This is a genomic window from Variovorax sp. CCNWLW225 (assembly GCF_037204045.1).
Taxonomy (GTDB): Bacteria; Pseudomonadota; Gammaproteobacteria; order Burkholderiales; family Burkholderiaceae_C; genus Variovorax.
This window is the reverse complement of sequence record NZ_JBBCBV010000011.1, coordinates 119965-132309: the sequence shown is the minus strand read 5'-3', so window position 1 is coordinate 132309 and position 12345 is coordinate 119965. Positions and strand designations below refer to the sequence as shown.

Below are 12345 nucleotides of genomic sequence, written 5' to 3'. Positions count from 1 at the left end.
TGACGCCGTCCGCGAAACGCCCGGCGCCCTGATCGACAACGCCTCATGGCGCTGTTTCCGTCCTCAGCCCTGAACCCCGGCGTGCGCAAGCGCGAGGTGTTCGGCTGGGCGATGTACGACTTTGCGAACTCGGGCTACACCACGGTCGTCATTACTGCCGTGTTCGCCGCTTACTTCGTGGGTGGCATCGCCAAGGGCGCGCCTTGGGCGGCCTTCGCATGGACGGCTGCGCTCAGCATCTCCTATGCCATCGTCATGCTCTCGATGCCTGCCATCGGTGCCTGGGCCGACCGGCGAGCAGCCAAGAAGCGCGTGCTTGCCGTGGCAACACTGGGCTGCGTGGTTGCGACCGCAGCGCTCGCGCTCACACCCGGGTTTTCGGGGACCCAGGGCGTTGCCATTGCCATGGCGCTGGTGATCGTCTCGAACACCTTTTATTCGTACGGCGAATCGCTGACCGGCGCTTTCCTGCCTGAACTCGCGACAGCCGAGGGAATGGGCAAGGTCAGCGGATGGGGCTGGGGCTTCGGCTACATCGGCGGCATGCTCGCGCTCGGCCTGTGCCTGGCTTATGTGCTGTCGGCCCAGGCGAAAGGCCTGCCCGCGTCGCACTTCGTTCCGGTCACCATGCTGATCACGGCGGCCATCTACGGCGCGGCAGCTTCGGCCACCTTTGCGTTACTGCCCGAACGCGCGCAGCCCCAGGCGGCGACCAGGGCAGTTGGCACGTGGCAGCAACTGCGCGCAACCTTTCGCGAGGCTCGCGCGTACCGCGACTTCATGCAGCTGCTGATCTGCACGGTCTTCTACCAAGGCGGCGTGGCGGTGGCCATCACGCTGGCCGCCATCTACGCAGAGCAGGTCATCGGCTTTGTTGCGAGCGAGACCATGGTGCTGATTTTCGTGCTCAACCTGGCGGCCGCGCTGGGTGCCTTCAGCTTCGGCTACGTGCAGGACCGCGTGGGCCACAAGATCTCGCTGGCCGCCACGCTGGTGGCGTGGATTGCCGTGTGCGTGATAGCGGCCATGGCGACCACCAAGGGCGCCTTCTGGTGGGCCGCGGCCATCGCGGGGCTCGCCATGGGCTCGAGCCAGTCGGCCGGGCGCGCGATGACCGGCTACCTCGCGCCGCCTCAGCAGCTTGCCGAGTTCTTCGGGCTCTGGACCTTTGCCACGCGGCTGGCGAGCATCATCGGTCCGCTCATGTTCGGCGCCATTACGTGGGCCGCGGGCGGCAACCAGCGCATTGCCATTCTCTCGACCGCGGTGTTGTTCGTGGCGGGCTTGCTGCTGTTGCTGCCCATCGACATGGCGCGTGGCCGCACAGCCGCTCTGCGCAGCCGGTAGAGCCCGCGGGTCAGGGCATCTGCTGTTGCTGCAGTGACTTGGGTACCCGGTAGCGCTCGCCGTCGTAGCGCAGCGTTACGTTGCTGAACCGCGCGGGCAGGGCCTTCTCGGTGCAGCCCTGGTCTTCCTGCATTTGTGCGTGGCTCTGAACCAGCGTGCGCGAGAGTTGCAGGTCGGCGTAGCCGTTGCTTGCAGACTTGCCCACCGAAAGCATGGTGCGCAGCTTCTCGAAGCGGCCGGTGCAGGTACTGTCCCATTCGCCGCTGTCGTGGTCGAGCTCGACCTCCTGCAGCACCTGCCGCAGCTTGCTGCCGTGGTGCACGTAGAGGCGAATGGTTTCGCTCGCGGCCGAGCTGCCGGGCGCCGTGCTCCTGTAGCGCACGCGCAGGCCGAATGCGCGCGTGTCGGAAGACAGCACATAGCGCGAGGTGTCGATGCGGATGTCCTGGATGGCGGTCGCGCTGTCTTCGTCGAGCGCCTCCGGCTGGAAGATGCGGCCGATGACCGTGTCCCGCTCAGTGTTGCCGTTGTCGGGCCGCTGAATGAGCAGCAGTTCGAGATCGAACACCTTGGCGCCCGTGCTGCTGGTCTCGCGCGGCACTGGCAGCACCACGATGCTGCGCCCCGGAAACGCCGGCCAAGGCTTGCATGCGGCCAGCCGCTCGTCGAGCGCTCGATTCGGATACAGCTTGGCATGCATGCGCTCGGCCAGCCCGCTCTCGCAGGCTGCATGGCTCAGGCCGGCGGCCGAGAGGCACAGCAGAAGCAGGGTGCGGCGTAGAAACAGGCGCATGCCGAACGCTTCAGACGGAGTTCGCGGCAGGTGCTGCGGCACTTTGTTGTCGGGGCTTTTGCAGCCAGTGCGCGACGGCCGCTTCGAGCACGGCCAGGTCGCCGCTGCCCTGCAAGACCAGTCCGCCCTCGCCGCTATCCGCAAGCCCGCCGAGCGAAGCCAGTACGCGCCGCGTTTGCTGAGCAACCGGTGCGCCGGTGTCGATGAAGCGCAGCGCAGGCGGTGCATGGCGCTGCAGCTCGCTCTTCACGAGTGGGTAATGCGTGCAGCCGAGCACCACGGTGTCGACTTCGCCGGAGGCATGGCCGAAAGGCCCGGCCTCGGTCATGTAGCGTTCGCACAGTGCGGCAATGGCCGCGGTGTCGAAGCCTTCGATGGCCTTCACGAGCCCGTCGCAAGGCACGGCCCGCACGGTCGCCGATCCTGCGAAAGACTCCCGCAGCGCCGCGTACTTGGCACTGGCCAGCGTCCCGCGCGTGGCCATCACCGAGATGTGGCCCGTGCGGCTGGTTGCCACGGCCGGCTTGAGCGCGGGCTCCAGGCCCACAATGGGCAGTGCCGGGTGTTCGGCGCGCAGCAGGTGGATGGCCGCCGTCGTGGCCGTGTTGCAGGCCACGACCAGCGCCTTGATCCCGTGCTCGGCGATCAGTTGTTCAGTCACCTTGCGCGAACGCTCGATCACATAGGTGTCGCCGCGCTCGCCGTACGGCGCGTAGGCCGTATCCGCAAAATAGACGAAGCGTTCGTGCGGCAGTTCGGCGCGCAGCGCGGCGAGCACGCTGAGCCCGCCGACACCGCTGTCGAAGACGCCAATCAGGCTCAAGCTTCTTCCATCATGATGGTCTTGAACTCGCCGCTGGCAATGCGCTTCTGCCACTCGGCCGGGCCAGTGATGTGCGCGCTGGTGCCGCCCGCGTCGACCGCCACCGTCACGGGCATGTCGACCACGTCGAATTCATAGATCGCTTCCATGCCCAGGTCTTCGAAGCCCACCACCTTGGCGGTCTTGATGGCCTTGCTCACCAGGTAGGCGGCGCCGCCCACGGCCATGAGGTAGGCGCTCTTGTGCTTCTTGATGGCTTCGATGGCAACAGGGCCGCGCTCGGCCTTGCCGATCATCGCGATGAGGCCGGTCTTGGCCAGCATCATCTCGGTGAAGCCGTCCATGCGCGTGGCGGTGGTCGGGCCGGCGGGGCCCACGGCTTCGCCCTTCACCGGATCGACCGGGCCTACGTAGTAGATGACGCGATTGGTGAAGTCCACCGGCAGCTTCTCGCCCTTGGCCAGCATGTCCTGGATGCGCTTGTGCGCGGCGTCGCGGCCGGTGAGCATCTTGCCGTTGAGCAGCAGCGTGTCGCCCGGCTTCCAGCTCGCCACTTCGGCGGGCGTGAGCTTGTCGAGGTCGACGCGCTTGCTCTTCTTTTCGTCGGGTGCCCAGTTCACATCGGGCCAGAGGTCGAGCGAAGGCGGGTCGAGGTACACCGCGCCGCTGCCGTCCATCACGAAGTGCGCATGGCGGGTCGCCGCGCAGTTGGGAATCATCGCCACGGGCTTGCTGGCCGCGTGCGTCGGGTACATCTTGATCTTGATGTCGAGCACGGTGGCCAGGCCGCCCAGGCCCTGCGCGCCGATGCCCAGCGCGTTGACCTTCTCGTACAGCTCGATGCGCAGCGCCTCGACCTTGCTCAGTTCCGCGCCCGAGGCCTTCTTGGCCTGCAGCTCGTGCATGTCCAGGTCGTCCATCAGGCTTTCCTTGGCCATCAGCGCGGCTTTCTCGGCCGTGCCGCCAATGCCGATGCCCAGCATGCCGGGCGGGCACCAGCCGGCGCCCATGGTGGGCACCGTCTTCAGCACCCAGTCGACCACGCTGTCGCCGGGGTTCAGCATGACCAGCTTGCTCTTGTTCTCGCTGCCGCCGCCCTTGGCCGCCACCGTCACTTCGACGGTGTTGCCCGGAACGATCTCGGTGAAGATCACCGCGGGCGTGTTGTCCTTGGTGTTCTTGCGGTCGAACTGCGGATCGGCCACGACCGAGGCGCGCAGCGTGTTGTCGGGGTGGTTGTAGCCGCGGCGCACGCCTTCGTTGACGGCGTCTTCCAGGCTGCCCGTGAAGCCGCCCCAGCGAACGTCCATGCCCACCTTGAGGAACACGTTGACGATGCCGGTGTCCTGGCAGATCGGGCGGTGCCCGGTCGCGCTCATCTTGCTGTTGGTCAGGATCTGCGCAATGGCGTCCTTGGCGGCGGGGCTCTGCTCGCGCTCGTAGGCCTTGGCCAGGTGGGCGATGTAGTCGGCGGGGTGGTAGTAGCTGATGTACTGCAGCGCGGCGCTGATCGATTCGATCAGGTCGGCCTGCTGGATCGTGGTCGTCATGGTGGGGGGTGGTTTTTGGAGTGTGGAAACGCCCCCCGATTATCTCAGCCGCCGCGTTCTACCTGGCGGCGGCCCGGGCTTCCTCGAGCCAGCCGTCGAATAGCGGCCGGTGCGCCCGGATCCAGCCGTCCGTGTGGCGCTCCAGGTCTTGCTGCGTATTGGCACCCTGGCTCATGCGCAGGTTCTGGGCGTTGATGTCGCCGATCGGCAGTTTCATCACCTCGAACAGCCTGCCGGCGGCCGGATTCTTCTCGACGAAAGCCCGGTTGGCGACGATCTGCTCCTGGTTGGCCTGGAAGCCGTAGTTCTTGCCGTTGGGAAGCTGCGTGTCCGCACCGCCGCCCTGGGCGGAAGAGAACGGCACCTGCAGCCACACCACGTCCGCACCCGGGCGCAGCACGGCGCTGACCCAGTAGGGCGTCCAGGTGTAGTACAGCACCGGCTTGTCCTGCTTGAAGCGGGCAATGGTGTCGGCCATCAGTGCGGCGTAGCTGCCCTGCTTGTGGGTGACGGTGTCGCGCAGCTGGTAGGCAGTGAGGTGGTTCTCGATGGCCAGTTCGCACCCCCAGCCGGGGTTGCAGCCCGTGAGGTCGGCCTTGCCGTCGCCGTCTGCGTCGAACAGCTTGGCGATGGCCGGGTCCTTCAGCTGCGCGATATTGGTGATGTTGTATTGCTCGGCCGTCTTGCGGTCGATCAGGTAGCCCTGCACCGCGCCGTCGGAGTACACGCCGGTGCGCGAGAGCTTCGCATCGCCGCCGCTGTTCTTGTAGAAGTCCGCGTGCAGCAGGCTCCAGTGGTTGGCCATGAAAGTGGCGTCTCCGTTGGCGATGGCCAGGTGCTCGGTGGCGGGCTCGAGGTCCTTCATGGGTTCCACCGTGTAGCCGAGCTTTTCGAGCGCGCGCATCACGAGCAGCGTCTGGAAAGCCTCTTCGGCAAGCGAACTCTTGAGCGGCTGCACGGTGACGCCTTTTCCGGGCAGGTCGTTGGCGGCCTGTGCGGTTGCGCCCATGGCGATGAAGCCGAGCGCGAGCAGGCCGCGGGCGATGAGAAGACGGGTTTTCTTCATGCGTTGATTTCCTCCATGGCCTGTCATTGCGTGGAAAGCGCGGGAACGGGCGCGCCCGCATCGCGCGAAGGCGTGCCCACGAGGCGCTGCAGCACGCGCAGCGCAAGACCGGCAGGACCCGTGTGCCACCAGCGTCGCCCCGCGCTGCGGCGCGACTTGCCCATCGCCTGCGTCAGGCGGTCGAGCGAAATCGCCAGCAGCACAATGCCCAGGCCGCCGACGGTCGCCAGGCCCATGTCGAGCCGGCCGATGCCGCGCAGCACCATCTGGCCGAGGCCGCCCACCGCGATCATCGAAGCGATCACCACCATCGACAGCGACAGCATCAGCGCCTGGTTGATGCCCGCCATGATCGACGGCATGGCCAGCGGCAGCTGCACCTTCACCAGCATCTGCCAGGGCGAGGCGCCGTAGGCCCGCGCAGCCTCGATCAGGTCTGGCCGCACCTGGCGCAGGCCCAGGTTGGTCAGGCGCACCAACGGTGCCAGCGCGAAGATGATCGTCACGATCACGCCCGGCACATTGCCGATGCCGAACAGCATCACGACAGGCACGAGGTACACGAAGGCCGGCGTGGTCTGCATCGCGTCGAGCACGGGCCGCATGATCCGCTGGGCGCGGTCGCTGCTGGCCAGCAGCACCCCGAGCGGCAGGCCGATGATCATGCAGAAGACCAGCGAGGTCAGCACCAGCGACAGCGTGACCATCGCCTCGGGCCAGATGCCCAGCATGGCCACGAGCAGCAGCGCCGCCGTGGTGCCGATGGCGAGCGCGCGGCCCGCGAACTGCCAGGCGAAAAGGCCGATGAGCGCGATCATCGCGAGCGTCGGCAGGCCGGTCAGCAGGCCCTGCACCCAGTTCAGCGTGCTGTCGATGGGCAGGCGCACCGTCTGGAAAAAGGGGCGGAAATGCTCGACCACCCAGCCCAGGCCCTGGTTGATCCAGGATTCGACGGGCAGGGAGCCGTCCCAGAGCCGGTGCAGTTGAAAACCGCTGGTGGCGCTGTCGGCTTGGCCGGCGAGCTGATGGGCCGCGTTCACCGGCGCATCGAGCCAGGCGCTCGTGGCCGAGGCGTCGGGCGCGGCCGAGAGCGCCTCCCACGGATCGACGAATGCCGCGGGCTCCGGGGCCGTGTTCAACGCGGCGCCGAGGCCCGGCGCGTTCAGGTCGGAAGGCAATGTGGTGTCATTCATCGTTCGGTTGTCCTTCGTGAATTCAGTGGGGCTCGGCGGCGAGTGCGGGCGCTGCATGCGGCGAGACCGGCTCGATCGGCGGCGTGTCGCGGTCCAGGAACTTGAGCAGCGTCGTCTTGCTGATCGCGCCGCAGAAGCGGCCGTCGCCCGCCACCACCGGCAGCGCGCACGGCGCCTGCGCAAGCTGGCCGATCAGGCCGGCCACCGGCGCCTCGGCGTCGATGCGCGGCAGGTCGGCCAGGAACGCGTGCTGCAGCCCGAGCGGACCCGAATGCCCGTCGAGCGCGCCGCGCAGCGTGTCGGCCGACACCACGCCGAGGAAGCGCTTGTTCGGGCTGGTCACGAAGGCGAAGTCGCGGTCCTGGTCTTCCAGCAGCTTGAGCGCCGCGCGCGCACCGCGCTCGGGGTGCTCGCACACCACGGTGAGCGACTTGCGCGCGATGTCCGCCGCCTTGAAGACGGCCGCCGCGTCCACGCCCCGCACAAAGCTGCGCACGTAGTCGTCGGCTGGGCTGCGCAGGATCTCGTCGGGCGTGCCGACCTGGATCACCTGACCGTCTTTCATGATCGCGATGCGGTCGCCGATGCGCATGGCTTCGTCCAGGTCATGCGAGATGAAGACGATGGTGCGGCGCTGCTCCTGCTGCAGGCGCAGCAGCTCCGACTGCATCTCGGTACGGATGATCGGGTCGAGCGCGGAGAAGGCCTCGTCCATCAACAGGATCGAAGGGTCCGAAGCCAGCGCGCGCGCCAGGCCCACGCGCTGCTGCATGCCGCCGGAGAGTTCGTCGGGGTAGCTGTCGCCCCAGCCCGCAAGGCCCACCTGCGCGAGCGCCTTGTCGGCTTGCGCAAGGCGCTCCTTCTTGTTCGTGCCCGAGAGTTCCAGGCCGAACGCGGTGTTCTCGCGCACCGTCATGTGCGGCATCAGCGCAAACGACTGGAACACCATGCTGATGTCCTTGCGGCGCAGCGCGCGCAGCTGGGTGTCGGAGTGCCCGTTGATGTCGGCGCCGTCGATCACGATGCGCCCGGCGGTCGGCTCGATCAGCCGGTTCAAGAGGCGCACCAGCGTCGACTTGCCAGAGCCCGAAAGGCCCATGATCACGAAGATCTCGCCGGCCTGGATCTCGAAGGTGGCATCGAACACGCCGATCGACTGGCCCGTTTGCGCAAGGATTTCCTTCTTCGAAAAACCTTGCCGGACCAGCTCGAGCGCCTGCTCGGGCGAATCGCCGAACACCTTGAAGACATGGTCGATGAGAATTCCTTTGGCCATACGCCGGGGGCTCCTTGTGTGATGTTTGGACACAGCGCCGCCCCTGAAGCAGGAGGCGGCAACGGTCACGCCATCAGCCGAGGGGCAGGCTGAACACAGAGCGCGAGAAAACGCGTGCAATGGCCCGGCGAACCTCTGGGGCTGCCGACAGGCACTGAAGACGACGTGGCGACGAACCAGTGCCCGCCGAATGTTGGCGTGGCAGTGGGGCCGGAAACAATCCGGCCGGTTTTGCCGGGCAGGGCCCGGCGGGAGAACCTTGCACCGCGACGGGATTCGGAGATCCGCGAGTAGTGCAGGGCCGATCAACATGACTTGTTGGTCGTCTGGAGCCCAAGATCATAACTTTTTGACATGACGCGAGTCAACCCAACGGGCGTAACGTGATGTTTGGCGCCAGGCTGAATGGCCCCGCCAAATGCGAGCCATTCTTATTGGCCGATACTGGAGCCCGCGCCCGATCAGGCGGCGCGACCATCCAAGATTGCGGAGCTTTTTTCACCATGACGACTTCCCCCAAGACCCGTGCCGAGCGCGACACCTTCGGACCGATCGACGTGCCGGCCGACAAGCTGTGGGGCGCTCAAACGCAGCGCTCGCTGCAGAACTTCGACATTTCCGGCGAGCAGCAGCCGCGCGAGATCATCAAGGCGCTGGCGCAGGTCAAACGCGCGTCGGCCGTGGTCAATCACGCGCTGGGCCTGCAGGACGAAAAGAAAACCAAAGCCATCGTGGCCGCGGCCGATGAAGTCATCGCCGGCAAGCACCCCGGTGAGTTTCCGCTCGTGGTGTGGCAGACCGGCTCGGGCACGCAGACCAACATGAACGTGAACGAGGTGCTGGCCAACCGCGCGAGCGAATTGCTCGGCGGCGAGCGCGGGGAAGGGCGCCTGGTGCACCCGAACGACGACGTGAACCGCAGCCAATCGAGCAACGACGTGTTTCCCACCGCGATGCACGTGGCCGCCGTGGAGGCCATCACGCACAAGCTGCTGCCGGCCATTGCCAAGCTGCGCGGCACGCTCGAGCAAAAGTCGAAGGACTTTGCAGACATCGTGAAGATCGGCCGCACCCATCTGCAAGACGCCACCCCGCTCACGCTGGGCCAGGAGTTCTCGGGCTACGTGGCGCAGCTGGCGCACGGCGAAGCGCATGTGCGCGCCGCGTTGCCGCACCTGTGCGAACTGGCGCTCGGCGGTACGGCCGTGGGCACCGGGCTCAATGCGCCCAAGGGCTATGCCGAGCAGGTGGCGGCCGAACTCGCAAAGCTCACGGGCCTGCCTTTCGTGACGGCGCCGAACAAGTTCGAGGCCATGGCCAGCGTCGACGCGCTGGTGCATGCGCACGGCGCACTCAAGACGCTCGCAGCCAGCATGAACAAGATTGCCAACGACGTGCGCTGGCTCGCGAGCGGGCCGCGCAGCGGCATCGGCGAACTCAGCATTCCCGAGAACGAACCCGGCTCGTCGATCATGCCGGGCAAGGTCAACCCGACGCAGAGCGAGGCGGTCACGATGCTGGCCGCGCAGGTGTTCGGCAACGACGTGGCCATCAACATTGGCGGCGCTTCAGGCAACTTCGAACTGAACGTGTTCCGCCCGATGGTGGCGCACAACTTCCTGCAGAGCGTGCGCCTCCTGGCCGACGGCATGGTGAGCTTCAACGACCACTGCGCGGTGGGCATCGAGCCGAACCGCGAGCGCATCACCGAGCTGGTGCAGCGCTCGCTGATGCTGGTGACGGCGCTCAACACGCACATCGGCTACGACAAGTCGGCCTACATCGCGAAGAAGGCGCACAAGGAAGGCACGAGCCTGCGCGAGGCGGCGATTGCCTCGGGGCACCTCACGGCCGAGCAGTTCGACCAGTGGGTGGTGCCTGAAAACATGACCGGCCGGTAAGACCGTCTCGCCCATGGAAAAAGGACCCGCGGGTCCTTTTTTGTTTGCCGGCCGATCAGTGGTCGATCAATAGCCGATGGTGTAGCGCTGGCGCGAGTGCGCTGGTTTCTCGAGCTCGTCGATGAACGCGATCGCGTAGTCCTCGAAAGTGATCCAGCTGCGGCCCTCGGCGCTCACCAGCAGGTCGTCCTTGCCGAGGCGGAACTTGCCGGTGCGCTCGCCTTCGACGAATTCGGCGGAGGGCGAGAGAAAGGTCCAGTCGAGTTCCTTCTCGGTGCGCAGCGCGTCGAGAAACACGCCACCGGCCGTGGCTTCGGCCCTGTAGGCGTCAGGGAAGTTCGGCGTGTCGATCACCTTCAGGCCCGGTGCCGCGAACAGGCTGCCCGCGCCGCCGACCACCAGCAGCCGCTTCACGCCCGCGCGCTTCACCGGCTCGATGATGGCCGCTGGCGGCACTGTGGAGAAGTGCGCGGCGCTGAACACCGCGTCGTGGCCGGCCACCGCCTTTTCGAGTGCGGCACCGTCGAGCACGTCGAGGTCCACCGCCTTCACGTTGGCGCGGCCGGAGAGCTTGTCGCTGGCCTTGCGTGCAATGGCCGTGACGGTGTGGCCGCGGCGCAGGGCCTCTTCGAGAAGGCGGCCGCCGGCGCGACCGGTGGCGCCGATGATGGCAATGTGGCTCATGAATGCTCCAGAAAAGTTGATTCGATGAAACGCATCTTAGGTTTCTGGTTTCGAAAGAAATACCTCGATTTACGCGTTTCTTTATTCCTAAAATCGTTCGAATGGATCGTTTGAACGCAATGCGGGTCTTCGTGACCGTGGTGGATTCGGGCAGCCTCTCGGCCGCAGCCGACAAGCTCGACCTTTCGCGGCCGGTGGTCACGCGCTATGTGGCCGAGTTGGAGCAATGGACCGGCGCGCGCCTCTTGCACCGCACCACGCGCCGCCTGAGCCTTACGGCGGCGGGCGAAGAACTGCTGCCGCGTTGCCGCCAGGTGCTCGAGCTCGCGGGCGACATGCAGGCCGCGGTGCGGCACCCGGCGGAGGCGCCGCGCGGGCAGTTGCGCATCACGGCCAGCACCTCGTTTGCGCAGGCCCAGCTGGCCGACGCCGTGGCCGACTATGTGCGGCTCTATCCCGGCGTCGCGGTCGACCTGGTGCTGCTCGACCGGGCAGTGAACCTGGTGGACGAGCGCATCGATCTCGCGATTCGGGTGGCGGTGGAGATCGACCCCAACCTGATCGCGCGCAGGCTCACGGATTGCCGATCGGTGGTGTGCGCTTCGCCCGGGTACCTGAAGGAGCACGGCGAGCCGCTGCGCGTGGAAGAACTGGCCCAGCGCAACTGCCTCACGCACTCTTACTTCGGACGCAGCCTCTGGAACTTCACGCGCAAGGACGACGGCACGCCCGTCTCGGTGGCTGTGGGCGGCAACGTGTCGACCAACGATGCCGCGAGCCTGATGCAGCTTGCGCGGTCCGGGGCCGGCATCACGATGCTGCCGACCTACCTGACCTCATGCCTTTTGAAGTCGGGCGAACTGGTGCGGCTGTTTCCGGAATTCGAGCCGCAGGTGGTGGGCATGTATGCGGTGTACGCCTCTCGCAAGCACATGCCGGCCACGCTGCGCACGATGCTCGACTTTCTGGCCGCGCGTTTCACCGAGGTACCGGCCTGGGACTTGCCCCGCGCCGGCTGAGCCCCCTGAGCCGGATCGGCTCGTGTCAGTGCCCGTTGCCGCGCGGCGCGTTCGACGCCATGAGCTTGTCGGTGTAGGCAATGGCCATGGCCGAGAACAGGAAGGCGATGTGAATCACCGTCTGCGCAATCAACACGCGATCGGTGTAGTTGTCGGCGTTGATGAAGGTCTTCAGCAGGTGGATCGAGCTGATGCCGATGATGGCTGTGGCCAGCTTGACCTTGAGCACCGAGGCGTTCACGTGGCTCAGCCACTCGGGCTGGTCGCGGTGGCCTTCCAGGTCCATGCGGCTCACAAAGGTTTCGTAGCCTCCCACAATCACCATGATGAGCAGGTTGGAGATCATCACCACGTCGATCAGCGCCAGCACCACCAGCATGATCACCGTTTCGTTGAGCGTGCCCACCGGTGCGGTGGTCTTGTAGCCGATGCTGGTGATCAGCGCCTGCAGCGCGTCCTTGTTGCCGAAGGCGGCTTCGACAAGGTGCAGCAGTTCGACGAGGAAGTGCACCACGTACACCGCCTGCGCCACGATCAGGCCCAGGTACAGCGGCAGCTGGAGCCAGCGGCTGGCAAAAATCAGCTTGGGCAGCGGCCGAAGCGGGGAGCCACGGGCTGGTACGGGCGGGTTCCGGGTATCGAAAGGGTCGGGAGCGGACATCGGGAGGAAGGTTGGGAACGACTGGCGATTCT

Annotated in this window: 11 protein-coding genes; 3 read left to right on the top strand and 8 right to left on the bottom strand. The window is 66.4% G+C overall.

Annotated features, from left to right (window positions below; translation table 11 throughout):
• The first annotated feature begins 45 nt into the window (after positions 1-45).
• Positions 46-1347: an MFS transporter gene (locus V9L20_RS18485; RefSeq protein WP_337297682.1), complete on the top strand. Its 1302-nt coding sequence runs from the start codon at positions 46-48 to the stop codon at positions 1345-1347.
• A gap of 10 nt (positions 1348-1357) precedes the next feature.
• Here V9L20_RS18485 and V9L20_RS18480 read toward each other — a convergent pair whose 3' ends face one another.
• From V9L20_RS18480 to proV, 6 genes are read right to left on the bottom strand one after another with little or no spacing between them, the layout of a single operon-like run.
• The gene (locus tag V9L20_RS18480) at positions 1358-2140 is read right to left on the bottom strand and encodes a hypothetical protein (protein ID WP_258506850.1); all 783 of its coding nucleotides are present in this window, start codon (positions 2138-2140) and stop codon (positions 1358-1360) included.
• A gap of 10 nt (positions 2141-2150) precedes the next feature.
• The gene (gene murI, locus V9L20_RS18475) at positions 2151-2963 is read right to left on the bottom strand and encodes a glutamate racemase (protein ID WP_337297681.1); all 813 of its coding nucleotides are present in this window, start codon (positions 2961-2963) and stop codon (positions 2151-2153) included.
• Complete coding sequence (locus tag V9L20_RS18470; RefSeq protein ID WP_258506846.1) at positions 2960-4513, bottom strand: fumarate hydratase; 1554 nt, start codon at positions 4511-4513, stop codon at positions 2960-2962. Before V9L20_RS18470 ends, murI begins: the two co-directional genes overlap by 4 nt.
• Positions 4514-4571: 58 nt before the next feature.
• Positions 4572-5579, bottom strand: coding sequence for a glycine betaine/L-proline ABC transporter substrate-binding protein ProX (gene proX / locus V9L20_RS18465; RefSeq protein ID WP_337297680.1), 1008 nt, complete (start codon positions 5577-5579; stop codon positions 4572-4574).
• A gap of 23 nt (positions 5580-5602) precedes the next feature.
• Entirely contained in the window at positions 5603-6772 is a 1170-nt protein-coding gene (gene proW, locus V9L20_RS18460; RefSeq protein WP_337297679.1) for a glycine betaine/L-proline ABC transporter permease ProW, read from the bottom strand.
• Positions 6773-6794: 22 nt separating this feature from the next.
• Positions 6795-8048 carry a glycine betaine/L-proline ABC transporter ATP-binding protein ProV gene (gene proV, locus V9L20_RS18455; RefSeq protein ID WP_337297678.1) on the bottom strand — a complete coding sequence of 418 codons (1254 nt, stop codon included), beginning with the start codon at positions 8046-8048 and terminating at the stop codon, positions 6795-6797.
• A gap of 503 nt (positions 8049-8551) precedes the next feature.
• Between proV and fumC the strand changes: the two genes are divergently transcribed.
• Entirely contained in the window at positions 8552-9949 is a 1398-nt protein-coding gene (gene fumC / locus V9L20_RS18450) for a class II fumarate hydratase (RefSeq protein WP_126749691.1), read from the top strand.
• Between the two features lie 66 nt (positions 9950-10015).
• Here the strand turns inward: fumC and V9L20_RS18445 are convergent, their stop codons facing one another.
• Complete coding sequence (locus V9L20_RS18445) at positions 10016-10633, bottom strand: NAD(P)-dependent oxidoreductase (RefSeq protein ID WP_337297677.1); 618 nt, start codon at positions 10631-10633, stop codon at positions 10016-10018.
• 101 nt (positions 10634-10734) lie between these two features.
• On the opposite strand from V9L20_RS18445, the gene V9L20_RS18440 reads away from it, so the two are divergent.
• On the top strand, positions 10735-11652 hold the full coding sequence (locus V9L20_RS18440) for a LysR family transcriptional regulator (RefSeq protein ID WP_258506834.1): 918 nt from the start codon (positions 10735-10737) through the stop codon (positions 11650-11652).
• A gap of 25 nt (positions 11653-11677) precedes the next feature.
• On the opposite strand, the gene V9L20_RS18435 is transcribed toward V9L20_RS18440, so the two are convergent.
• Complete coding sequence (locus V9L20_RS18435; RefSeq protein WP_258506833.1) at positions 11678-12313, bottom strand: YqhA family protein; 636 nt, start codon at positions 12311-12313, stop codon at positions 11678-11680.
• Positions 12314-12345: the final 32 nt, after the last annotated feature.

What these genes read in the sequence shown, in the direction of transcription:
- V9L20_RS18485 (WP_337297682.1), top strand. Translation starts at nt 46, where the DNA reads ATGGCGCTGTTTCCGTCCTCAGCCCTGAACCCCGGCGTGCGCAAGCGC.
- V9L20_RS18480 (WP_258506850.1), bottom strand. Translation starts at nt 2,140, where the DNA reads ATGCGCCTGTTTCTACGCCGCACCCTGCTTCTGCTGTGCCTCTCGGCC.
- V9L20_RS18470 (WP_258506846.1), bottom strand. Translation starts at nt 4,513, where the DNA reads ATGACGACCACGATCCAGCAGGCCGACCTGATCGAATCGATCAGCGCC.
- proX (WP_337297680.1), bottom strand. Translation starts at nt 5,579, where the DNA reads ATGAAGAAAACCCGTCTTCTCATCGCCCGCGGCCTGCTCGCGCTCGGC.
- proW (WP_337297679.1), bottom strand. Translation starts at nt 6,772, where the DNA reads ATGAATGACACCACATTGCCTTCCGACCTGAACGCGCCGGGCCTCGGC.
- proV (WP_337297678.1), bottom strand. Translation starts at nt 8,048, where the DNA reads ATGGCCAAAGGAATTCTCATCGACCATGTCTTCAAGGTGTTCGGCGAT.
- fumC (WP_126749691.1), top strand. Translation starts at nt 8,552, where the DNA reads ATGACGACTTCCCCCAAGACCCGTGCCGAGCGCGACACCTTCGGACCG.
- V9L20_RS18445 (WP_337297677.1), bottom strand. Translation starts at nt 10,633, where the DNA reads ATGAGCCACATTGCCATCATCGGCGCCACCGGTCGCGCCGGCGGCCGC.
- V9L20_RS18440 (WP_258506834.1), top strand. Translation starts at nt 10,735, where the DNA reads ATGGATCGTTTGAACGCAATGCGGGTCTTCGTGACCGTGGTGGATTCG.
- V9L20_RS18435 (WP_258506833.1), bottom strand. Translation starts at nt 12,313, where the DNA reads ATGTCCGCTCCCGACCCTTTCGATACCCGGAACCCGCCCGTACCAGCC.